The organism is Paenibacillus sp. FSL H7-0350 (genome assembly GCF_038593195.1).
GTDB lineage: Bacteria > Bacillota > Bacilli > Paenibacillales > Paenibacillaceae > Paenibacillus_AQ.
Genome location: NZ_CP151972.1, coordinates 651175 through 675157, shown reverse-complemented (window position 1 = coordinate 675157; position 23983 = coordinate 651175). Strand labels below are relative to the sequence as shown.

The following is a 23983-nucleotide window of genomic DNA, read 5'->3' as shown; positions in this document are numbered from 1 at the left end:
TATTATCACTCCTAGTAATAGTAATCTCTATACTCTTGCGGGGTGGTACCCGTGGTCTTTTTGAAAAGAAAGGTGAAATAAGCCGCCGTCTGAAACCCTACCTGCTCCGCCACTTCATACACCTTGATGCCAGGATCACGGAGCAGCTCCTTGGCCTTATTCATGCGTGTTTCCTGGACATATTCGGAGATCGTCTGGCCTGTTTCTTTTTTGAACAGCACGCTTAAATAACTTGAATTGAGATGGTACAGCCCGGCCAGCTGCTTCACCGTCAGATTCTCCTGCAGATGTGCGGCCAGATGCTGCCGTACCTGCTGGATCAGATGGTGCTGCTGCGCAGTCTGCTCCTTCTGCTTATGCTGTGTATAATGGGCGAGATATTCCAGAACGGCCTTCCGCACTTCCTCCACTCCGTTGCAGTCAATTAAGCGCTGCCACATCCGAATGTTCGTTTCGGTATCCGTTTCCTGATTCCGCTTAAGCTTGCGCGCCAGCTCGCTGAGCAGTCCCATGCCGAACGCCTGCACATAAGAGAACGAGATGGGCTCTCCGCCCATCATCTCAAAGGCATGGCCTGTATAAGCCGACGCCTTGCTGTTCTCCCCCAGCTCCAGCAGCTTGACGATTTCCGGAATATACTCCTCACGCAGCCGGAAGTCGTGATATTCGTTCATCAGATGCCGGTCACAGTATACAATCTGCCCGTATGCGGCAAGCCGTGCATCGGCAATTATATGCCGCACCTCTTTATACAGGAGCGGAATTTCCGTCCAGCTGCACGCCTCTCTGCTGACCCCGACCGTAACTGAAGCATTATATTGTTCATGAAGCACTTCCTGTATGAAGCTTAACTGCTTCTCCAGCCTGGCCCGCACCTCTGGAACCGCTTCCAGAACCAGCACAGCAGTCTCACCTGCTCCCGCTGTCCCGATATAAGCGCCGGAGAAGCCGTCCAGCCCAAGCTTCACCGCATTTTGCAGTCCTTCACCCAGTAGAATCTGCTCCTTGGCATCATGACTATGATGCAGGTGAAGAGTGTCACAATCGAACAGGAACAGCGTAGCCTGCCACTCTCCTGCCGGAAGATCAAGCAGACGCCGCCATGAATCCAGCAGTTCATCACTGTGAATCCAGCCTCCGGTCAGATCATTAATGAATCGCTCCAACAACACTTCCCGGCTCTCTGTAACCTTCTCTCTGAGCAGGGCTGTTTCCTGCTCCAGCCGTTTTTTCTTCTCAGCTGCTGCGCGGAGGGCCTCCAGCTTCTGTTCCAGCTCCTCCGTCTTGACTGGCTTCAGCACATAGGCCTTAGCCCCAAGCTGAATCGCCTCCTGCACGAATTCAAATTCATCGAAGCCGCTAATGATTATCGCCTGCATAGACTGCTGCTGCGGATAATCAGCCAGAATTCTGGCGAGCAGCTCAATTCCGGTCATCCCGGGCATCGCCACATCGGTAATGAGCACATCCACTTTATTCTCCTGCAATACTTTAAGCGCTTCCATCGCTGAATGGGCGGTAAGCGGCTTCCTGTAGCCAAGTGCCTCCCAGCGGATATGCTTGAGCAGGCCTTGAATTTGCATAGGCTCATCGTCAACAATCAATGCACGCATGTTACCCCTCCTTCCTCTTCAGCTCGGGACGTTCTATGCAGACCGGAATATGGATGGTTACCGCCGTCCATTCGTCTTCTGCGCTGTCGATTTCAAGGCGGCCTGAGGGACCGAAATATAGCGCCAGACGTTCCCTGATATTGTTCATGCCGAAGCCGTTCCTACTGCCGCTGTAGGTACCGGCGCGTATCTCTTCGAGCTTCTCCCCGCCAATTCCTTGCCCGTTATCAAATACCTGGATGCGCACCTCATCCCCTCTGCGTTCAGCCGTAATCTGAATAAAAGCATGCTCCCTGGCCGTAATGACACCATGCAGATAACAGTTCTCTACAATCGGCTGCAGGATCAGCTTGATGGTATAGAGATTAAGGATCTCCGGTTCCACCTCCCACTCCACCGACACCTGGCCCGGATAACGGAGCTGCTGGATATCGATATACGCCTTCACATGCTCCAGCTCATCGCGCAGCCGGGTTACATTGACCTGATTGCCCAGTGCAAGCCGGTAAAAAGTCGTCAGCGCATCTATCGTGCGAACTTGCAGCTCATCGTGCAGATCCAGCGCCCGCCAGCGGATCAGGCTGAGCGAGTTATAGATGAAATGCGGATTAATCTGCGCCTGCAGCGCCCGGAAGGATTGCTCACGCTCCTTAAGCAGCGCTTCCGTATGCTCTTCAACCAGCTTCCCGAGCCGCCCGGACATGGAGTTAAACAGCACCTCCAGCTCACCCAGCTCATCCTTGTCACGGTTCTTCACCTTTACTTCGAAGTATCCTTCCGATATATCCGTCATCCGGTTCCCCAGCTTGTGGATCCGCCAGATGATATTCTTCAGGACAATCATGATCAGGAAAACCGACAGCAGCAGGAAGAACGCAATTCCCGCTGCGATGTAATACAGAATCCGTCTCGACTGCTCCTCCAGGCGGTCCAGATGCACAAGTGCGCCAACCCGCCAGCCAGATTTGATCTCCTCCGTAATCAGTACCGTTCCGTTGTTTGTCCGGGTAGTCCCGTCAGCGCTGCCCCAGTATTCACTTAACGAGGAGGAGGATAACGAAGTAGCGATCTCGGACGGTTCTGAGGAGGCGATGATCCGCTGGCTGCCGTCAACGATATACATTTCCCCGGCGCCGTCAAAGGGATGGTCGAAGGATTCGGCGAACACGCTTTTATAATCCAGCAGCAGATAGACCAGCCCGTGTACCTCCCCGTTGCTGTCAAGGATTTTGTGGGATACGACAAGCTTGTTCCTGTCATCCTTGGCATTGGTCCATACCAGATTATCCTGAGAAGATAGCCGCTCTGCATACCAGTCTTGCTCACGCTGTCCGGACAGCATCCGCCCCTCAGGCTTCCACAACAGGCCGCCGTCCTGCACCAGCGTATCATTGGTATGGTAGATGCGAAAGTTCTCAATACCCGGAAGGTATTTACTTGTAAACAGGAAGGATCTGTCCACGTAATTGACGGTGCCAAGCTGTTCTGTGATATCCGTATAATCCCGCGTTATTCTTGAGATCAATTCACCATCTGTCGCTGTCCGCGTAGCTAGAAGGTCATAGCTCTGCTTGCGGAACTCGATGCTCTGTGCACTCTGGCGGACAGCTTCCCTGATGGTCAGAATATAATTGGCCCGGACGGTCTGCAGCATCAGGTAGCCTGCCCCCGCAGCAAGCAGCACCGTCGGAAGGAATACAATCAGGCCGTAGAACAGGACAATTTTGCCTCTCAGGTTCATGGACCGGGTCATACGGATAATTGCTTTCTCTACGCGCTGTTTGATCATATGGCCCTCCCACGAACTATAAAGGGAGCCCCCCTCTCAGGTGAAGGGCGCTCCGGCATATTTTAAAATATTTCTTCCTCATATCTGCCAAGCCACTCGGCCTTGACTTCACTCCAATGTCCGCGTTTCTCCAGCGCTTCCTGGAGCCCGTTCCACTCCGTTTCGAACTTGGCATCATCCCCCGCCATCAGTAGCTTAGCCCGGTATTCTTTGCGGATATTTTCCAGCTCCAGGGAGTATTTCTCCCATACCCCGCCCTGCTTAACCTCGATCAGATCATAAGGCTCAGCTACGCGGATGGTGCCCATCTTCCCGATGGCTTCGGTGAACTGAATCGTCTTGCCTGCGCCTGCCTTACCGCCATCTTCTGTATTCCACCATGGATACCACTTATTACTGTAGGACGAGGTCATATAGAGCTCCGGTGTCACTTTGGATTTCTGGGCGGCATCGCCGGAATTGCGCGCGGTCTTGTACGTTTCATCTGTAAATTTCCACTTGCCCAGCGGCTGGTCAACCCAGTCCCAGTACTTTCCTGCCGGCCCCTCGCTCATCACCTGCTGCTGTTCTGCCTTCGGCTGCAGGCTGTAATCCAGGAATTTCAGAATGGCCTCAAGGTTCTTGGTCTTCTGGGTGATATAGACATCATACCCCGGATTCGGGTTCGTGACCTGGTTAATACCCAGCTTCTCCACCCCTGCAACCTTCGGAAAAGGAATGACTTCATAGAACCAGCCTGGCTCCGTAGGGCCATCTAGCGTCTCCCAGGCAGTAGCGTTGATGTTCCAGAAACTGCCTACATTCAATGCTACCCGGCCGGATTTGTTCTTCTCAATATACTGCTCTCCCTTATTGGTTACTACCTCCGGATCAATCAGCTTCTCCCGGTACAGCCTATTCATCCATTGATAAGCGGCCTTATAATTGGGATTATCATAAGCGAAGAGAAATTGATCCCCCTGCTTCTGAATGCCATTACCGCCGGTGCTGACTCCAAACGCAGTCAACACTGCATTCTCGTCACTCCACCCGAGCGAATCATTAGTGTCCATAAGGAAGGACATGGGAAGCAGTGTTTTGCCGGAGGCGTCTTTCTGCTCTGCGGCCTTCTTCAGAAAGGTCTCAATCCCATCCAGTGTGGACAGATCGGCTGTAGTCATGCCTGTCTTCTCCAGCACATCCGTTCTGACGAACCAGCCCTGCGATGCCCAGCCCGGCCAAGGCTCTTCCGGGTTCTGGTCAAACCAGGTCGGAATCGACCAGATATGGCCGTCCTCGTCCTTCATTAACTCCAGATAGGGCTTCGGGATCGCCGCGAGTCCCGGATATTTATCCGGCATGTCGAAATATTGCTCCACCGGCAGCACCTGCTTGGAGCGCCGCATGGCGCTTTTCACAGTCTCGTTCCGGCTGAAGATCGCCGCATCCTCAAATCCGCCGGTATTGATCTTCAGGTTAAGCGCTGTCATCGCATCGCCCTGTGTAGCCTCCAGCTTGACTTCCACCCCCGGCTCCTCTTCCCGCCAATACTTCTGCACCAGGCTGTCATTATTGATGGTTGCCGTCCAGCCAAGCCAGAGGTTGAAGGCTGTAGAACCGCTTGCCGCCTGGGTAGCAGCAGGCTTATTTCCTGTACCGCTGTTGTTTGCCGCCGTATTTCCGCCGCCGGAATTGGAACCGGAACATCCGCTGACGATAGTCAGCAGCGCCGTCATGGCCAGAGCTGCAAGCCGGGCTTGTTTGATTGTCACTAGAATACTCCCCCTATATGGTTATTGTACTGCATAATGTTTCTATGGCCTTTAAACTTAGAGATCAGCCCTTCACTGACCCCAGGAGAACGCCTTTGACGAAATATTTCTGCAGGAACGGATACACACAGAGTATCGGAAGTGCGCTGACCATCACCACAGACATTTTAATCGACATCAGCGTAATATTCTGTAGCTGCGAGCTGCGGGCCAGCGCCTCCTGATTGTTGTTGGAGCCCAGCACGGCCGACAGATCCTGTGCCGACAGCAGCTGCTGCAGGAAGGTCTGCACAGGAATCAAATTCTGCTTCGTGACGAAGAAGGCTCCGGCGAACCAGTCATTCCAGTGGCCCACTGCGGTGAACAGCCCCAGCGCAGCGAGCATAGGCTTCGATAGCGGAACGATAATTTGCCATAGAATGCGGACCGGTCCAGCCCCATCCAGCTCCGCCGACTCGACAAGCGCTTCCGGGATGCCCTGAATGAACTTCAACATGACGAACATGTTCCAGACGGAGAACAGTCCCGGCAGAATATACACCCAGAACGTATTAATCAGGCCAAGATTATTCAGCTGGATGTAAAAAGGAACGAGTCCCCCGCTGAACAGCATAGTCAGCAGGATGTAACTGAGAATCGTGCTGCGCAGCGGCAGTCCCCGGTAGGAGAGGCCGAAAGCCACCAGCAGGGTGACCAACAGCCCGCCAACAGTGCCAATTATCGTTCTGCCCACTGTAATGAGATAGGAATGCCTGATGGTCTCATTGCCGAGCACAATCTCGTAATTAATCAGTGTGAAGCTGCGCGGCCAGAGATAGACCCCGCCTTTGGCCGCATCCGCACCGTCATTCAGCGAAATTGCCAGCATGTAGAGGAACGGATACAGCACCGATACGCATAACAGGGATAGCAGCACAATAATGATGTATTCTGCTATTTTTTCACCTCGGCTTGCTTTCATGTGCCTTCACCACAGTCCTTCCCCGTTTAGTTTTCTGGACAGCTGATTGGTTGAGACGACCAGGATCAGGCTGATTAGCGAAGACAATAATCCTGCTGCCGTCGCCATCCCGAAGTACCCCTGCTGCAAGCCGTTGCGGAGAATATAAGTATCCAGCACATCGGCAACACTATGATTGGCAGAGTTCATGAGCGGATAAATCTGATCCATTCCGACTGTAATTAAGCTTGGAATACTGAGAATCAGCACAATGGAGATGGTCGGCATGATTCCGGGAAGGGTGATATGCCGGATCTGTGCCAGCTTGCCTGCACCTTCCACCTTCGCCGATTCGTACAGCTGCGGATCAATCGTGGTAATCGCGGCCAGATAGAGAATGGTGTTCCAGCCGGTTTCTTTCCATAAGCCGCTGAAGACAACCATTGGACGGAACCACTCGGTCGATCCGAGGAAGAACACCGGCTCCCCTCCCGCTTGCCCGATGAACTGATTAACCAGCCCGCCGTCCAGCGTGAGGAAAGATTGCAGAATATAAGCAACAACGATCCAGGAGAAGAAATGCGGCAGATAGCTGACCGATTGGACAAAACGCTTGAACGCCGGCCGGGTAACTTCATTGATCAGGAGTGCCAGCAGAATCGGGGCGGGGAAGCCGCAGATGAACTTCAGCACCGAAATGTACAGCGTATTCTTGACCACGGTCAGGAACTGCGGGTCTTCCAGGAATGTGAAGTTATCCAAGCCTGCCCATGTGCTGTCCCAGATCGAGGTGCCAATCTGAAAATCCTTGAAGGCCACTTGAATGCCGGCCATGGGGATATAGCTGAACAGAAACAGCAAGACTACCCCGGGCAAGATCATCAGATATTGCCACCGGTATTTGTAGATTTTGTTGTACAATTGTCTCCCCCCTTGATACCTCTATCATAAAAGGAACTACCTGCCCCCGCCTATATAACAGCGGTTGGATATCTATCGTTCTGATTTGATCTTGTGAGCGCTTACGGGCAGAGGCAGGCATAATGGATATAACGGGTATGTCAGAAGTGGCTGTGCAGCAAAAAGCGCATGCCGGATGATACCGGCACGCGCTTAATGGATGAAGCTGATTCCGTTGTCTGCTGAATGGAGAATTTCAAAGCGCTCCAACGATGGCATGCGGGACGTAATGCTCTTCCAGCCGGGCAATCTCTTCAGCTGTCAGCTGAAGGGATAACGCTCCCGCCGCATCGGTAATATGCGACAGCTTCGTCGCCCCGATAATCGGCGCAGTGACCGGCTGTTTCTGCAGCAGCCAAGCTAGTGCAACATGGATGCGCGGAACTCCGCGCTCCGCCGCAATGGCAGCCACCTGCTCAACAATCAGGCGGTCCTTATCGGCTGTAGCATCATATTTGGATTTCTGTACCTGATCCGTTTCCGAGCGCAGCGTAGATTCCGCCCAGTCCCGGGTTAGCCGGCCGGAAGCCAGCGGGCTGTAGGGGATGACTGCAATGCCCTCTTCCTTACAAAGCGGCAGCATCTCACGTTCCTCTTCACGATAGATGAGATTCAGATGATTCTGCATGGAGACGAACCGGGTCCAGCCGTTCATATCAGCCACATGCAGCGCCTTCTGGAACTGCCAGGCATACATGGCGGAAGCGCCAATGTAGCGGGCTTTTCCCGCCTTCACCACATCATGCAGGGCTTCCATCGTTTCTTCTATCGGGGTTGTATAATCCCAGCGGTGAATCTGGTACAAATCGACGTAATCAGTGCCCAGCCGCTTCAGGCTGTGGTCGATCTCGCTCATAATCGCCTTGCGGGACAATCCCCCGCCGTTCGGTCCAGTTCGCATAGGGAAGAATACTTTGGTGGCAATCACCACCTCATCCCTGGTAGTCATGTCCTTCAAAGCCCGTCCGAGCATTTCTTCACTCGTGCCGTCAGAATAGACATTGGCCGTATCGAAGAAATTAATGCCCAGGTCCAGTGCGGTACGGATCATCGTCCGGCTCTGCTCTTCATCCAGCACCCAAGGGTGCACCCAGCGTTTGGCATCGCCAAAGCTCATACAGCCCAGGCACAGTCTGGAGACCTCAAGGCCGGTATTGCCCATTTTTGAATATTCCATTCGTTTGTTCCTGCTTTCCTGAGAATAGTGTATATTACAGTCTCTCTTATTGTGCAACAGATAAAGGATTGGCGTTATCACAATAGTCGCGAATGATTGCCTAATCCTACCGTGCTCATTAACACTCCCGCCGGATATGCCCTATAATGAAACCATATGAAACTAAGGAGGCTCTCAAGTGACTGAAGCAATCGTAACGCAAAAGGTTGAGCTGTGCCGGCTGATTGAGCGGCATACCGGCCGGGACGGCGCTCATGAAACGGCCGTGCCTGCACTGCAATTCATCCGTTACTCCCAGGCGAGTGAGCCTGCTTACCGGGTGTATAACCCGTGTTTCTGCTTCATTACCCAAGGCGTGAAGGAGATTATGCTGGCCCAGGAGCATTTTGTATATACCTCTTCTGATTTCCTGGTGGCTTCCATGAACCTGCCGGTAGTGGGACAAGTGATTAAGGCATCCCCGGAGGTTCCCTATCTAAGCTTCAAAATGGAATTCACGCAAAGCCAGATTCTAGAGGTCCTCCATGAATCGCAGCTGCAGATTCTCCCCAGGGAGAATGCCCGGCGGGCCTTATTCGTTGGGCACATCGACACGGACCTGCTGGATGCGCTCCTCCGTGTGACGCGGTTGCTCGATACTCCCAAAGACATCCCGTTTCTTGCCCCTTTATATACTAAGGAAATTCTGTATAAACTGCTGCAGGGCCCTTATGGAGTAACACTGGCCCAGATTGCCATGGAAGGCAGCAGCACTTACCGGATCAGGGAAGCCATTGAACAGATTATTATCCATAGTGAACAGGCTCTGCGGATTGACGAGCTGGCCGATATCGCCAATATGAGCGTCTCTGCATTCCACCGTAACTTCAAGGAAGTTACGGCTATGAGCCCGATCCAGTTCCAGAAGCAGCTGCGCCTGCAAGAGGCTCGCCGCCTGTTATTAGCCGAGTCTGCAGATGCAGCCGATGTTGCCTACCGGGTCGGCTACGAGAGCGCCTCACAGTTCAGCCGGGAATATTCCCGTATGTTTGGTGCTCCCCCGCGGGCCGACATCAAGCGGTTGAAAGAGAAATTTGAGCTTCCGGTACAGATTTGATAACCTGCTTAGTCAAGCCTAACCTGCTTCGTTGCGATATTCGCGCAGAATTCGCGGTCATGCTCCACGAACAGGATGGTCGGCGTATATTCCAGCAGCAGCTCCTCGATCTGCATCCGGGAGATGACATCGATGAAGTTCAGCGGCTCATCCCAGATGTGCAGATGCACCTGCTCGCTGAGGCTGGCGGCAATCAGCACCTTTTTCTTTTGACCGCCGCTGTACGTGGACATATCCTTCTCGAATTGCAGCCGTGAGAAATCGAGCTTTCGCAGAATGGATTTGAACAGGCTCTCGTCGATCCCCTGCTCTCTCGCATATTCACTCAGGCTGCCCTTGAGCTGCGAAGTATCCTGGGATACATAAGAGATAGACAACCGGCTGTCCCGCGCGAAGTGACCGGTATAGCTTATGTCCCCGCCGCAGATCAGCTTCAGAATGCTTGATTTGCCTGAGCCGTTGCTCCCGGAGAGGGAAATCCGGTCCCCCTGTTCCAGAGTGAAGTTAACGCCGGAGCATACTACCATGTCCGCATAGCGGATCGATAGGTCCTCCAGCTCCACCAATTGCGGCTTATGATAAGGAAGCTGGGCAATCTTCAGACTGTCTGCGCTCTCCAAATTCCGCAGCAGCTTCGACTTCTCGGCGATGGCGGATTCCTGCCGCTGCTGAATCGACTTGGACCGCTTCATCATCTTGGCGGCCTTATGGCCGACATAGCCTTTATCCAATTTGTTGCCGGAGCTCCGGGTGCCATTCTTGGATTTCTCGACCTCATGCGCCCAGCCGCCCGTTCTTTTGGCAGAGTCCGATAAGCGCTTGATGTCCTTCCGCAGCTTCTCATCCTCCGCCAGCTCGAACTGGTCCTGCCTGGACTTGTTCTCCCACCAACTGCTGAAGTTGCCCTTCTGGATCTCAATATTGGTCTTGTTGATCGACAGAATATGGTCCACGCAGTTATCCAGAAAAGCCCGGTCATGTGACACCAGAATATACCCGCTTTTGGTGCGGAGGTAATCGCTGACTAGCTTGCGGCCCTTCACATCCAGATGGTTCGTCGGCTCATCAATGAGCAGGAACTGGTTCTCGCGCGCAAACAGAGCGGCCAGCAGCACCTTCGTCTGTTCTCCGTTCGACAGCGATTCAAACGGCCGGTACAGCGCATCCTCACTCACCTTCAGCAGAGACAGTTCCCGCATGAACTTCCAGTTCGCAAGCTCCGGGTCAATCTCCTGCATGACGTCCACGGTAAGAGCCGTGGGGTCAGCAACCGCATAAGGGAAATACTCGAAGCCCACCTGAGCGGAGATCGTTCCGCTGTATTCATATTTGCCGAGCAGCAGGTTCAGAAAGGTTGTTTTGCCGCGTCCGTTGCGTCCAGTGAAGCCCAACCTCCAATCCGTATCCAGCTGAAAGCTCACATTCTCAAAAATATTATCGTAAGTGCCCTGATAGGCAAAGGTTAAATTGCTCACATTAATTAAAGACATACACATATCCTCCTGTATTCACAAAAATAAAAGCTGCAAGAAGGTTCTCCTCCCGCAGCTCAAATAAACACAGCAAATCTGTTTCCCGGGTACTTACCTCCAGGCAGACTTGAATAAGGATATTTGGACCAGAGTGAAAAGAGGCAGACCCTTCCTGCATATCAACCATAAATTGCGCGCCACAAATAACGCTTGTTTATTGGTTACATTACGCAAGAAATGTCCGCACGATACTCTTCAACTCCCGTCGCTTAATTAAGTGCATTTTAACACAGCTCTTCCTGGAGATCAACCCGTTAGTCAGATCAGTCCGTGCTTCAGGAAGGCGTTATACAGGCCATCATCTTCGATCGAGTCGGTGATATCATCAGCAATGGCTTTGAGCGGCTCGCGGGCATTGCCCATGGCAATTCCCACCTGGACATATTCCAGCATCTCCAGATCGTTAAGCCCGTCACCAATCGCCATACTGCTCTCAAGCGGGATACTCAAATGCTGCAGGACATCGGCAATAGCCGCAGCTTTATGAACGCCTGGCATCATAAGCTCTCCGCTGTTCTCGCCAAAGATCGGGATGGAGCACTGAATCGCCGTGAACCGGTCCTGTAATTCCTCCTGAATCTGATCAAAGGGCAGGCTGCTCTCCAAGAAGCATACCTTGTTGACATCATCCAGATATAACTCCTCGTCCCCGTAAGTGAGTGTTGCGATATAAGGATGGGGCGATTGCCGTCTTCTCTCCTGGGCTTCGGGATCATTCAGTAAATCGCCATAGATTCTGCGTTCCAGATGCGGCTGTAAATGGCGGCTGCCGTGAAGCGCCGTATTGGATTCCAGAATGAAATCGACCCCGTTCGCGTTAAAATAATCGATCAAATGCTTCGCATCCTCCGGGGTCACTTTTTTATGATAGAGCATTTCACCACGACTCTCCACATATCCGCCGGCCGCTCCAATCAACCCGTCGAACCCGATCTCCCAGATATAATCATAGATTTCAGCCTTGGAACGTCCGGTGCACAGGTACAGCAAATGCCCGTTCTTCCGTGCCTGCTGGCATGCCTGCACTGCCGATTCCGGGACAATTCCATTCTCCATGAGAAGCGTTCCGTCAATATCGATGAAAATAATCTTTCTGCCGGTCTGTTTCATATCCTCTTCTCCCCTTTGTCTAGTCTTCCACTGAACTATAGGTTATGAAATGCGTTCCAAGTCAAGCGTTATTTCAGAAGGGGCCGTGCGATTCACTTACCCTAAATTTGTACAAATAAATAGGATAGCGCATCTTAGCACGCATCTTATCCCGTGGGAGGTACATAATGAGAACATTACCAGAATCCTTAACAAAAACAGCAAGAGCGGTGCTGCTCGGTACAGCTCTGACTCTGGCAGGAGTTACAGTGTTTGCAGGTGCACAGCCAGTAGCTTCGGCATCCACATCGGATACCCAGGCGGTCTATAACCAGTTCCGCAAGTATGTCAGCAATCCCGCAAGCCTCGCGCAGGCACGCAAATATCTTATGAACCATATCTCCAAAGTTGGCTCCTGGTACGGCACGGTAATGACCCTTCAATTGGAGAATGCCCAGAAGGCGGGCCTTGAGCGGTTCTCTGAGAAGCTATACACAGATTCTGTGCAAAAGGCGCTAATGGATGCCGAAATTAACAACGACATGACCTATACGGAGATCCTGAAGCGGGTAAAAGCACCTGCGGTCCGCAAGCTGATGGAAGAAATATGGGATAAGGGCTACAAGCTGGAGACTAGCGAAGGTATGTATTATGCGGTTATGCATTATGAAGGATTCAAGGTATTCAAGCCCTATATTAGCAAGGACATTGCCGCTTATATTGATATCATGGCCACTGAGAGCAACAAGCCGTCCACCTTCGACGCCGGCATTGTGATTACCTGGGATGAGCTGATCGGCAGAGCGGCCATTATGAGTGATTATGTCCAGGATTATCCGAAGTCGAACCGGACGGCGGCCATCCGCAATGAACTATCCTATACGGTTCCCCTAGTACTGCTAGGCTCGGATAATACCCCAGCCTACGATTACGATACTAATGAAATCGACCCTGAGCTGCGCCGGGCCTACGAGCAAGCACTGATGGAGGGTACAGGAGATAACAAAGTGCTGAACATCCTGGTCAAGCTGGTAACGCTTCTGAATACTTTTGGTAATCAAAAGACGCCTGCGCTTGAATCCTACCTGGATCAAGTGGTTAAGCAATATACGGAGCTATAAATGGTTACAATTTGAATTGAATACGTTGGCGAGTGCAAGGCGGGGGCTGCTCTGCGGGGGCGGAATATGATCGGTTTTGCGATTACATTTGATCACATGCCTACGTATCGCCCCAATGTGATCAGTTTTTCGATTACATTGGCACATCCGTCTACGTAGGCTTCGGGCCATCAGACCGCAAAAAGGCTGTCCTTCATCAGAAGGGACAGCCTTTTTGCACATCTATTACAGCAAATCCTCCTCCTGCGCGCCGGTAATGACCGTAACAATGCTTGTGCGCAGTTGATCTGCATTCTTGGCCTGATACGGATCGGCGGCGTAGATGACCGCATCGGCAATATAGCCTTCCGCAATCCGGCCCAGCTCATGGCCGCTTCCGAGAATCCCGGCCGCGTCTTCTGTAGCCGACCGCCATGCTTCCGCACGGCTCAGGCCATAGTCCAGCAGGGTGTCGAATTCCTGCAGGTTGTAGCCATGCAACGCAGGCGTGGCGTAATCGGTGCCGAAGCCCAGCCGCACCCCTGCCTCTCTGGCATATCCGAGCGCGATGGCGTGCGCATCGGCCGCCCGGGCTGCTCGATCACAGATGACCGGCGGCAGCGCCAGCACTCCCTTCGGATCGGCAGCGATCCGGTAGATGGAAGTGGTCGGCACGTAAGCCACGCCGGATTCGGCCAGTCTTCCGGCCTGATCCCAGGTCATGAACATCCCGTGCTCAATAGATTCCACACCTGCCTGGATCGACCAGTCAATCGTCACCCCGCCCCAGGTATGCACCAAAACCTTCTTGCCGTTCGCATGGGCATGACGGACGATGAAGACAAATTCCTCCCCGGAGAAGTTCGGCTCTGTAACCTTCTCGGTCGGTGCTCCAAGACCTCCGGTTGCCATGATTTTGACCCAGCCTGCCCCGGTCGCGTAGATCTCCGTCAGGCGGTTCTCCAGATGCTTGATCCCCTTGGCATCGGCAGCTCCCAGCATTTCACTGCTGGTCTCCACCCGCAGCGGCTGCTGGTAATACTTCACGAGATGCCGGATCGTGGCAGGCAGAATACCGCCCGCATCGCGGGCTGTAGTTACCCCCGTTCGCAAGGTAGCGGCGAAGGCCTCCGCCTGCATCACCTCAATCTCGCGGGGGTCCCGGCGGAGCTGATCCTCATGGTCGAAGTCAGTCCAGGCCAGATGGGTGTGCAGATCCAGAATGCCCGGACTGATCCATAGCTGCTGCTGCCGGGAGCCGTCTGCCTGTTCCGGCTGTGGACCCGCTTCTGCCACGGCGGTGAACCGCCCGTTCGTAATCTCGATATCGAAGCGTTTCCCCTCTATACCTGCAATATGGATTCCATTGTATGCCTGAAATTGCGGCTGTTTGAGGATCATTCCGCTTCCCCCCAGACTTGACGGACGGCTTGAACTGCCGGTTCAGCATCCAGCTTCAGCAGTCTGGCCAGCGTCTGTACCGCTGCTTCCACACTCTCGCGGCTGGCATTACTTCCGAAATGGTTCATCCGCAGCAGTTGACCGAATAACTCCCCGTCCCCTGGAGCTACGATACCGATAGGCTGCTTGATCAGCAGAAGCGGCTGCTCGTCAATCCGGACAGTCGTAGTCAGCGTGGAATAATGTCTGCTGTCCTTCTGCCAAGGGGTAAGCCCAAGCTCCGCGATCCCGGCGACAGCAGAGGCCGCTGCGCGTTCATGCCGTTGAATCACTTGTGACAGCCCCTCTTCGGCAACAGCCTCCAGGGCTTCGATCAGGGCTCTGGCTTCCAGGACCGGAATATTCGGCGGGACGCGGAGCGGCGCTGCGCCATCCTGTGACGGCTGCAGATCCAGCAAGGACAGAATGGAATTGCGCGGAGCCCGTTCGTTCGACTCCAGGAAGGCCCAGCCGCGTGGAGAAATACTGACCGCGCTGATTCCGTTAGGACCGGCGAGCGCTTTTTGCGCACCCATTACAGCGAAATCCACTGCCCACTCATCCACAGACAACGCTTCTCCTCCGACAGCAGACACGGAATCCGTTATCGTAATCAGGTCATGACTGCGAGCCAGCTTGAAGATCTCTTCCGCAGGGTTCGAGCCGCCTGTAACCACCTCTGCCTGCACCAAAGAAATCGCAACCGGCTGGTGCAGCTCAATCGCTGCGGCAACCTCCTCTACCGTAACCACCTGGTCAAAGGGAACCTTCACTTCCGCCACTGTAGCTCCGCCGCGCGTAAGCCACTCTCCGAACAAGCTGCCGTAAGGTCCGGTTACTACGTTCAGAATCGTACGTCCCGGTGCTGCAATTCCTGCTGCTACCGCCTCAATGCCTAGAATCGCCTCCCCCGGAATGATTACCGGAGGATGCTGTGTCCCTAATAGCCGGGACAGCTGCTGTGTTAATGTGTCCAGTTCAGATAGCGTCAATGGTACGAATCCTGTTGTTTGACGGTTCATATAATCCTCCTGATGTGTTGAATGTTCAATATTGCGGCATCTTGGGTACCGCAGACAGTAGCTCACGGCTGTATTCATGCTGGGGCCGGACGAAGAATTCATCCTTGGCGTTCACTTCGACCAGCTGCCCCTGACGCATGACAGCGACGGTATCGCTGACGGCATGAATGACTCCCAGATCATGGGAGATGAACAGCATCGTAAGATTAAGCTCGGCTTGCAGCGTATGGAATAGCTCAAGCACGCTGCGCTGCACCGAGACATCCAGTGCGCTTGTAGGCTCATCGGCGATCAGCAGGCTAGGCTCCACGCTAAGCGCGCGGGCAATAGCGATCCGCTGGCGTTGTCCACCTGAGAATTCATGTGGATATCTGTCCAGTGACTTGGAATCGAGCTGCACCCGGCTAAGCAGCTCCTTACTTCTGCGCTCAACCTGCGAACGCTCTACAATCCGGTGGAACAGCAAGGCTTCAGCCAGAATCTCCCGGACGGTATGCCGGGGATTCAGCGAAGAATCCGGGTTCTGGAAGATCATCTGAATCTGCTTATGCTGCGGCTTGCTCCGCTTCTTGCCTAACAGCTCCGCACCCAGCAGAAGCTGTCCTTCATCCGGGGTGATCAGTCCGGCAATGACCCGGGCCAGCGTAGACTTCCCGGAGCCGGACTCACCGACAAGCCCCAGGGTGGTATGCCGCGCAAGCTCCAGCCGGATCTGATCGAGGGCGGTGAACCCGCCATAACGGACGGTTACATCCTGTACCTGTAATGCTACTTCCATAGGGCCCCGCCTCCTTCCAGCTCCGGCAGAGGGAGCACCGAATCCATTAACATCTGTGTGTACGCCTCAGCCGGATGCCGCAGCAGGCTATGCGTCTCGCCTTGCTCAATGATCCGGCCCTGCTTCATCACAACCAGTCTGGAGCAGAGATTGGCTGCGATTGCCAGGTTGTGGGTCACAAAGACCATAGCGAAGCCCAGCTCTTGCTGTAGACTCGTAATCGTATCTATAATCTGGCGCTGAACCGTCACATCCAGCGCGGTGGTCGGCTCATCACAGAGTAGAATGCCCGGCTTGCAGGCCAGCGCCAGAGCAATGACGATACGCTGGCACTGGCCGCCGGAGAGCTGCCCCGGATAGCGGTCTTTTGTCTTCAGCGAATCTGGGAGACCGAGCCGCTCAAGCAGTTCCAGGGCGATGCGCCGCGCAGCCTTATGGCTGGTTCTCTGTCTGTAATATACAACCTCGGTCAGTTGCTTCACTACCGGGCAGAGCGGGTCCAGCGCTCCTCTGGGGTCCTGGAACACCATTGCACTGCTTACCTTGCTGCGGACCGCTCCCCCGGTCTGCTCCACACCACGCGGAAGCAGGCCGAGAATGGCCCGCAGCGTCAGCGATTTGCCTGAGCCGGATTCGCCCACTAGTCCCAGGCTTTCGCCGTGTTCAAGGGAGAAGCTGACACTGTTGACCAGAATTTCTGTGGACGGGGCCGTGAGTGTCAGTTCTTCGAGTTCAAGTACAGATTGTGTTGTCATCCTTTTCTCCTCCAGATATCGGCCAGTCCGTCTCCCAGAAGAGACAACGCAATTCCCGTGTACACGACTGCGAAGCCGGGAACCGCCGACAGCCACCAGGCTGTGGTAATGAAGGGTTGTCCGTCTGCGATCATCGTTCCCCAATCCGGCGTAGGCGGGGCAATTCCGATGCCCAGATAACCCAGCGTAACAATGGCTACCAAGAGTCCGATCATATCCGTCATCAGCACGACAACGGCTTGCGGCAATACATTCGGCAGAAGATGGCGCAGAAGGATACGGTATCCAGGCAGACCAAGTGTCTGCGCCGAGGCGATCCATTCCTGCTTCCGGAAGGAAGCACTCAGTCCTCTGACCACACGGGCGAATACAATCCAGCCTACCAGAATGAAGGTAATATAGATTCCGCGCTCCCCTGCCCCGCTGGCGAAGGCCACGATGATAACGATCAGATAGAACGGAAAGGCAATAAAAGTGTCCGTGATCAGCGATATAATTCTATCGGTCCATTTGCCATAGTACCCCGAGATCATGCCCAGCATGACGCCCGTGCAGAACGGAATAATCTCAGCCAGCCCCATGATCGTCAGATCCGTCCGGGCGGCATAGATCAGTCTGGTGAACAAATCACGGCCAAGCTGGTCGGTACCGAGCCAGTGGGCTGCGGAAGGCGGCTGCAGGAAGGCGCTCAGATTCTGCTCTGTCGGGTTATAGGGACTTAAGTACGGGATGAATATGGCGAGCAGTATAAGTATTGCGAACATAATGATCCCGATCAGCAGTGACGGGGTGTTAAGTACTCTTCGGAGTCCGCTTGCGGGCTTCCCGAGGTCCGGTAAGGTTGTGTCTATCTGTGTAGTATTCATGATTTCCCCTTCGTTCTGGGATCAAGCCACCCGGAGATAATTTCAATCAGCAGACTGATGATTACAACAGCCAGCGCACAATAGAGCGCAATCCCCTGAATCACCGGGAAATCCCTGTTCGAGATAGAGGTGAACAGCAGGCTGCCTATGCCCTTGATGCCGAAGACCTGCTCCACAACGAGCGTTCCTCCGATCAGGTAGGACACATTCACTCCAAGCAGCATCAGCGTCGGCAGCGCCGAATTGCGCAGCACATGCTTGAACAGGATGACTCTGGACGGGATTCCTGCTGCCCGGAGAGTGACAACGAATTCGGATTCCAGCACCTCCAGCATTTGCGCACGCAGCGAGCGGACCAGCGTAGGAATCTGCGAAAAAGCAATCGTGATTGCCGGAAGTACCAGACTATGGAGCGTACCCGACCAGCCTTCGCCGATTCCCCCTACGGGGAACCAGCCCAGCCGCACGCTGAAGAACAGAATGAACAGAATCCCCACCCAGAAGACCGGCATCCCGAGGGTGACCGCTGGAATAATGCGGATCAGATGGTCTAGCAGCTTGTCCTTGTGGGTGGCAGCAACCGTTGCCAGCAGTAGTGCTGTAATTATCGCAAGGCCCGAGGCGATTACAATCAGCAGTAGTGTGACCGGAGCACGCTCTGCAATCAGCTCTCTGGACGAGGTGCCGGCAATAATAGAGTTTCCGGTATCTCCCTGAGTGAACAGCAGCTTCACGAACCGGGTGAACTGCTCCCATAAGGAGAGATCAAGTCCCAATGTGTGGTGCATATTCTTAAGCGCTTCAGGTGTGCTGTATTCACCGAGAATCATTTTGGCGGGATCGCCGGGTACCATTCGGATCAGGAAAAAGACCGCCGTCATCACGCAGAGGATAACAAGTAAGGCTCTTACAAGGGCTAGGGCCAGCCACTTGTAAGAACCGTTGTTTCCAGCTGCACCGCTCAGGGTCAGCTTGGATTTCATCATTTAGTTAGCCGGACATCTTCCAGACGGACGCTGCCGTTAGGCAGAACCACAAGTCCGTCAACAGAAGAACGGGCGCCGATCAGGATATCCGGATAGTACAGCGGAATGTAAGGAACTTCATCTGCCAGCGTCTGTAAAAGCTCCGTGTAGATGGTAGCCCGTCCTTCACCGTCAGCTGTCTTCTGGCCTTCATATAGCAGCTTGGTTACCTTCTCATTCGTGTAATGCGTCCAGTACGATTTGCTGAAGCCTTCCGGGTCGGTCTGGAACGCCAGAATCGAGTTCGCTTCCGGGGAATCCGCCTGACCGCTGTTCAGCATCGCCGCGAAATCATAAGCGAAGAAGCGTTCGCGGAAGGTAGCCAGCTCCACTGATTCAATCTCAATCTTGATCCCGATCGCCTGGCCGGCAGCCTGGATAATCTGGGCTTCCTGGGCCCGGGTACTGTTGCCGGAAGCAACCAGCAGCTTGGTGGAGAAGCCGTCTGGGAAGGCCGATTTGGCCAGCTCTGCCTTGGCAGCCGACGGATCGAAGCTCAGCGCCTTGATCTTATCATTGGCATTGTAAGGAATCGTTGTCGGCAACAGGGAAGTCGCCGTCTGCGCATAGCCGAAGGTCAGGGCCTTGGTGAGTCCGTCACGGTCAAGCGCCAGGGCCAGTGCCCGGCGGACATGTACATCGGAGAAGTGCTTATCCAGTGTGTTGAAGAATAGCTGTTCTGTCACCCAGCTGCCGTTCGTCACTACTGTAGTGTCTGCACCGTCCTTGATTTCACCCGCATTCTGTAATGACAGGGCTTCAACTGCATTCACCGCTCCAGCTTTAAGCTGGTTGATCGCCTGGCTGTCGTCCTGGATCAGCTTATAGACAAGCTTGTCGATATAAGGCTGGCCTTCCTTCCAGTAGTTAGTATTCTTGGTGAAGGTAACATCACCTGCCGGGTCCCATGTCTCGATCACGAACGGCCCGGTGCCTACCGGCTTCTTGAAGAATTCCTCTTCGGTTACGCCGCCGAAGTTATTCGGGAGTATCCCGTTCGAGAAGTTCGACAGCTCCGAGATGAACGGGGTGTAGGGTTCTTTTAACGTGATTACGAGTGTCTTCTCATCCTGTGCCTTCACCGTATCCACCTTGGCCGAGATGGCCAGGGGACCGCCAACCTTCAGATGCCGCTGGAGAGAGAATACCGCATCCTCTGCGGTTACCGGCGTACCGTTCGAGAACTTCAAACCGTCACGGAGTACGAATGTATACGTTAAGCCGTCTTCGCTAATCGTATGCGAGGCTGCGAGCTGATCCGTAATCTCACCTTTGCTGTCAAAAGCAACCAGCGACTCAAACACTTTATCAATCGCAAATGCGTTATTCGATGTAATCTGGTTATGCAGATCAAATGAGGTTACGGAAGCCGGGCGGCCATACACGAAGGTGCCTCCAGTTGCAGGCTCTGCTGTGCTTGCACTTTCCGTTGCCGCTGGAGCCGTACTGGCCTTAGTTCCATTACTGGAATCCGCAGGATTAGCAGACCCGGAGCAGCCGGCAAGCAGCGATACGAACAATACCGCAAGTGTGCCCAGCCCTGCTGTTTTTCTCATAGAAGCTTTTAAATTTATCACGTGTGATCCACCCTTCCTATAAATCATATATGTTTAGTATGGATTGTATTATGGATCAGACCTTCACTTCTGTCAAACAAAAATTCATCCGGTCAGCCGAATTGAATCATAATGTTCCAATGAAGGAAATGTATTCGTAATCATCCGCCCGTTATAGCTCGCTGGAGAGTATAATCGTCCAGCTCCAGATCAGGCTCTCTGCCGAGTGCCAGCTTCGCCAGCTGATAACCGATATACGGCCCCATCGTAAGTCCGGAAGCTCCCAGACCATTGGCCGCGAGGACCCCGCTCCATCCGGGGACAGCCCCTATGACCGGCAGGAATCCGGGAGTGAACGGCCGGAAGCCGACCCTCACTTCATTATAGGTACCATCCGCAAGTCCAGGCGCAACTTCCAGCCCCTTAGTCAGAATCTCCTGCATCCCGCCGGCGGTCACTCTGGTATTATATCCTTCTACGTCATTCTCATGAGTAGCTCCGATAACCATCTGCTGGCGGGCAAAAGCGAGCAGATATTGATCGCTTGGCGGGATCACCACCGGCCAGACTTCCGTATCCTTGTGGTCAGATACCTGCAAATGCATGATTTGCCCCTTCTGGTAGCTTACCATAAAGTCAATGCCCAGCGGCCGGAGCAGCGGGTTCGCCCATGCGCCTGCACAGATAATCACTTCATCCGCCGGATAAAAGTGCCCCCCTGCGTTGACTCCGGTTACCCGGCCCGGTTCAAAGGCAAGCGCAGCGTCACCGGTAACCATGACCGCACCTTGCTGCTGTGCAGAATGAAGCAGAGCGTCCCGCAAGGCGCGGCCATCCACTCGGGCAGCCCCGCTGATATGAACCGAGGCGTATCCTTCCGCCAGCAGCGGGAACCGTTCACGGGTCTCCTGTGCGCTAAGCCGCGTAATGACTCCGATCTCCGGGGCATCTGCCAGCCGCATCCGTGCCCGCTCTTCTATTTTGTCGAGCTTACTCTCATCCGTATGTATACTAAGCGCTCCTACCCGGGCATAACCGGTATGCGCTTCGCCGCCTTCCATAAGCTGGCTAATCAGCTCAGGATAGAACCGCGCCCCCGCCTTGGCAAGCCGGTACCACGCCTGATTGCGCCGCTGCGACAGCCAGGGACAGATAATGCCTGCCGCTGCATCCGTAGCTTGTCCATTGTCTTGACGGTCTACAATCAGCACCTCTGCCCCCATCCCTGTCAGCTGGTAGGCTGCCGAGGCTCCGAGAATACCTGCTCCGATCACGATGACTTTCTTCATCTGTATGTCCTTTCTGGATGTGGATTTCCCCTTGTGTTAGTGGATACGCTTCTGTGCAAGGAATTCAAGAATCGTATCGTTCACCAGGATGGGCTGTTCCCTTAGCATATGCGGGCGGTGACCCGCTCCCTGAACGATTAGCGTCCTTGCATCCGTAAGGAGGGAAGCGAGCTTCGCCGTTCTGTCCTGGCCTGCGAACGGGTCATGCTCACCGGTAATGAGCAGTGCCGGGCAACTTATACTGCTTAACTGCTCCTCCGTGAGATCCGGGTACCTGATCCAGTCCTGCACCGTTTGCCGCAGATAGTGTTGCCAATTCCCCTGATGGGACTCCTGATGCCTCTCGATCATCTGATCAATGAAGGCTTGCTGCTGATTCGCGAGCAGCTGTTCAGGCTCGTACTCCCCCGCTCCAGCCGGTTCACAGAATCCGCTGGTTCCAATCGTAGTCAGCGAAGCGACCCGTCCCGGATGGTACACCGCCAGGTACAGCCCTACGCCCGCTCCCATACTATATCCAATAAGGTGTGCTCGTTCAATGTTCATTCGATCCATGAATCCGGCGACATCCTCAGCTATTCGCGGAGTAGACCAGTCCAGATCCCGGCAGCGGGTCCTGCCATGCCCTCTCAGATCCGGGAAGTAACATCTGTATTGGTTCTGGAAGTCCAGAACCTGGCTGCTGAAGGCCAGCATGCTGCGGGAATAATGACTGTGCAGGAAGATCACCGGTTCTCCGGTGCCCATCTGTTCATAGAACATTTCAAGATCATGTACCTGTATGTATGGCATAATACCCCTCCCTCTGTAATTGAACCATTACCGGACCTTTACGAGCCAGCGTCGCATTCCCGCAGCATTCATTCGGATGCTGAAGGCGCTGGAACGATAGCAACTGCATTTTATACAACAGAATGCTGTAAAAAAGGCTTCGAAATAGCATCTAGTGTATTCCGTACAATTGATTGTTGAAAAAAGGCTATTTTTCAACCCAAACAGAACATTCCACTGTATGAAATACAATAGACTCTCATTATACGGTCAGCTATGCCTTTTCTATTGCAGGAAATACAATCAGCTAGTTGAATTTAAGAGTAGAAGACGGTAAAGGGTGCAGGATCAACCCAGTATCAGCCCAATATCAGCTCGATGTTCATACTCAGACTTTAACACCCTAAAGTTCATTCTAACACTTGTAAAACTGTTGCAGCACTACACTCAGCTTACCACAGGTCATTCGTCAGAAGTAGTAGCCTGCCCCGCTGCCCCGCGCAACAAACCAAAAACCCCCGGAACACCATTCCGGGGGAAGCTTACAAGCCTTACAAATTCAGTTCTCTGATCCGCTCCGCAAGCTTAGGGAACACGCGGAGTGCGTTGTTATAAAATACATCCTCATGATAGGCTTCCGGTACCAGGTGCTTCACGAAGGTAATATAAGCGTCGAGCGGGACCAGCGGCCAGTCGGTGCCGAAGACCAGACGGTCGTATTTCTCGGCGAACACCAGCGCCCGGCGGAAATGATCGGTATAGGTCTGCTCAGTCAGCAGCCGGTCCACCTTGGCCTGATCGCCGACAATCCAGCCAGACAGATCCGTGTAGAGGTTAGGGTTCTTCTCCAGCAGGGCTGCCGTGTCCATGACCCAGGGATCGCCCAGGTGGCAGAGCATGAAGGTTATCTCCCGGTGCTTCAGGAAGGTCTCCTCCATGGACAGCGGGTGCGAATACTTCAGCAGCCCCTGATCCGCGTATGTCAGTCCGCCATGAATGACCACAGGTAGGCTGTAAGCGGCAGCCAGCTTGTAGACCGGATCATAAATCTCATCCCCCACATTGAAGTGGTAGTACCCGGCATACAGCTTAATGCCAACGACATCGGAGCGTTGCAGCGATTGCTCCAGGGCTTCTAGCTGCCCCTCCAGATGAAGGGTAAGCGGGTTAATACCCACGCAGGTGAAGAGATTGTCCGGCAGCGTCTCGCTCAAGTCAAGCAGCATAGGATTGAGCGCAGCGGAATCGGGAAAAGCTCCGGCAACCGTCTCGGTCACTCCCATGCCGACTCCGGCAATGACACCGCTGCGGCGGAACTCCTCCAGGAGTCCCTTGCCGGTATAATCGATATGCGCCAAGGTCTGCGCCGTTTCGTGGAAGGCTGCAATATTGGAATAATGCACATGTGCGTCAATGATTTTCATAGAAGCTTCC

The 23983-nt window shown here is 53.8% G+C and carries 20 protein-coding genes; 2 read left to right on the top strand and 18 right to left on the bottom strand.

Features of this window, described 5'->3' with window-relative positions:
- Window positions 1–11 precede the first annotated feature (11 nt).
- The 6 genes from NYE24_RS03205 to NYE24_RS03180 all read right to left on the bottom strand — a co-directional run bounded on the left by NYE24_RS03205 (window position 12) and on the right by NYE24_RS03180 (window position 8230).
- Complete coding sequence (locus NYE24_RS03205; RefSeq protein ID WP_342478021.1) at window positions 12–1613, bottom strand: response regulator; 1602 nt, start codon at window positions 1611–1613, stop codon at window positions 12–14.
- A gap of 1 nt (window position 1614) precedes the next feature.
- Window positions 1615–3402: a sensor histidine kinase gene (locus NYE24_RS03200; RefSeq protein WP_342478020.1), complete on the bottom strand. Its 1788-nt coding sequence runs from the start codon at window positions 3400–3402 to the stop codon at window positions 1615–1617.
- 62 nt (window positions 3403–3464) lie between these two features.
- Complete coding sequence (locus NYE24_RS03195) at window positions 3465–5153, bottom strand: hypothetical protein (RefSeq protein ID WP_342478019.1); 1689 nt, start codon at window positions 5151–5153, stop codon at window positions 3465–3467.
- A gap of 64 nt (window positions 5154–5217) precedes the next feature.
- Window positions 5218–6114, bottom strand: coding sequence for a carbohydrate ABC transporter permease (locus tag NYE24_RS03190; protein WP_036693886.1), 897 nt, complete (start codon window positions 6112–6114; stop codon window positions 5218–5220).
- A gap of 6 nt (window positions 6115–6120) precedes the next feature.
- Entirely contained in the window at window positions 6121–7014 is an 894-nt protein-coding gene (locus tag NYE24_RS03185) for an ABC transporter permease subunit (RefSeq protein ID WP_342478018.1), read from the bottom strand.
- Window positions 7015–7249: 235 nt separating this feature from the next.
- Entirely contained in the window at window positions 7250–8230 is a 981-nt protein-coding gene (locus tag NYE24_RS03180) for an aldo/keto reductase (protein WP_342478017.1), read from the bottom strand.
- Window positions 8231–8408: 178 nt separating this feature from the next.
- On the opposite strand from NYE24_RS03180, the gene NYE24_RS03175 reads away from it, so the two are divergent.
- Window positions 8409–9326, top strand: coding sequence for an AraC family transcriptional regulator (locus tag NYE24_RS03175; protein WP_342478016.1), 918 nt, complete (start codon window positions 8409–8411; stop codon window positions 9324–9326).
- Between the two features lie 8 nt (window positions 9327–9334).
- Here NYE24_RS03175 and NYE24_RS03170 read toward each other — a convergent pair whose 3' ends face one another.
- Both NYE24_RS03170 and NYE24_RS03165 read right to left on the bottom strand, forming a co-directional pair.
- Window positions 9335–10816 carry an Lsa family ABC-F type ribosomal protection protein gene (locus tag NYE24_RS03170; RefSeq protein ID WP_342478015.1) on the bottom strand — a complete coding sequence of 494 codons (1482 nt, stop codon included), beginning with the start codon at window positions 10814–10816 and terminating at the stop codon, window positions 9335–9337.
- A gap of 300 nt (window positions 10817–11116) precedes the next feature.
- Complete coding sequence (locus NYE24_RS03165; RefSeq protein ID WP_342478014.1) at window positions 11117–11968, bottom strand: HAD family hydrolase; 852 nt, start codon at window positions 11966–11968, stop codon at window positions 11117–11119.
- Between the two features lie 167 nt (window positions 11969–12135).
- Between NYE24_RS03165 and NYE24_RS03160 the strand changes: the two genes are divergently transcribed.
- The gene (locus NYE24_RS03160) at window positions 12136–13068 is read left to right on the top strand and encodes a hypothetical protein (RefSeq protein WP_342478013.1); all 933 of its coding nucleotides are present in this window, start codon (window positions 12136–12138) and stop codon (window positions 13066–13068) included.
- 225 nt (window positions 13069–13293) lie between these two features.
- Here NYE24_RS03160 and NYE24_RS03155 read toward each other — a convergent pair whose 3' ends face one another.
- The 10 genes from NYE24_RS03155 to NYE24_RS03110 form a co-directional block, all read right to left on the bottom strand.
- Entirely contained in the window at window positions 13294–14448 is a 1155-nt protein-coding gene (locus NYE24_RS03155; RefSeq protein ID WP_342478012.1) for an amidohydrolase family protein, read from the bottom strand.
- Complete coding sequence (locus tag NYE24_RS03150; RefSeq protein WP_036693899.1) at window positions 14445–15509, bottom strand: aminotransferase class V-fold PLP-dependent enzyme; 1065 nt, start codon at window positions 15507–15509, stop codon at window positions 14445–14447. The genes NYE24_RS03155 and NYE24_RS03150 overlap by 4 nt, the downstream gene beginning before the upstream one ends.
- A gap of 25 nt (window positions 15510–15534) precedes the next feature.
- On the bottom strand, window positions 15535–16287 hold the full coding sequence (locus tag NYE24_RS03145; RefSeq protein WP_076153910.1) for an ATP-binding cassette domain-containing protein: 753 nt from the start codon (window positions 16285–16287) through the stop codon (window positions 15535–15537).
- Complete coding sequence (locus tag NYE24_RS03140) at window positions 16278–17042, bottom strand: ABC transporter ATP-binding protein (RefSeq protein ID WP_076153911.1); 765 nt, start codon at window positions 17040–17042, stop codon at window positions 16278–16280. Before NYE24_RS03140 ends, NYE24_RS03145 begins: the two co-directional genes overlap by 10 nt.
- Window positions 17039–17908, bottom strand: a complete 870-nt coding sequence (locus NYE24_RS03135; protein ID WP_342478011.1) for an ABC transporter permease — start codon at window positions 17906–17908, stop codon at window positions 17039–17041. Before NYE24_RS03135 ends, NYE24_RS03140 begins: the two co-directional genes overlap by 4 nt.
- Window positions 17905–18894 (bottom strand): ABC transporter permease, encoded by a 990-nt coding sequence (locus NYE24_RS03130; protein WP_076153913.1) that lies wholly within the window; start codon window positions 18892–18894, stop codon window positions 17905–17907. The genes NYE24_RS03135 and NYE24_RS03130 overlap by 4 nt, the downstream gene beginning before the upstream one ends.
- Window positions 18891–20489, bottom strand: coding sequence for an ABC transporter substrate-binding protein (locus tag NYE24_RS03125; protein ID WP_342478010.1), 1599 nt, complete (start codon window positions 20487–20489; stop codon window positions 18891–18893). The genes NYE24_RS03130 and NYE24_RS03125 overlap by 4 nt, the downstream gene beginning before the upstream one ends.
- Window positions 20490–20650: 161 nt before the next feature.
- Window positions 20651–21778 (bottom strand): FAD-dependent oxidoreductase, encoded by a 1128-nt coding sequence (locus NYE24_RS03120; protein WP_342478009.1) that lies wholly within the window; start codon window positions 21776–21778, stop codon window positions 20651–20653.
- A 36-nt stretch (window positions 21779–21814) separates the two neighbouring features.
- Window positions 21815–22570, bottom strand: coding sequence for an alpha/beta hydrolase (locus NYE24_RS03115; RefSeq protein ID WP_342478008.1), 756 nt, complete (start codon window positions 22568–22570; stop codon window positions 21815–21817).
- Window positions 22571–23100: 530 nt separating this feature from the next.
- Window positions 23101–23973, bottom strand: coding sequence for a TatD family hydrolase (locus NYE24_RS03110; RefSeq protein WP_342478007.1), 873 nt, complete (start codon window positions 23971–23973; stop codon window positions 23101–23103).
- Between the last annotated feature and the right edge of the window lie 10 nt (window positions 23974–23983).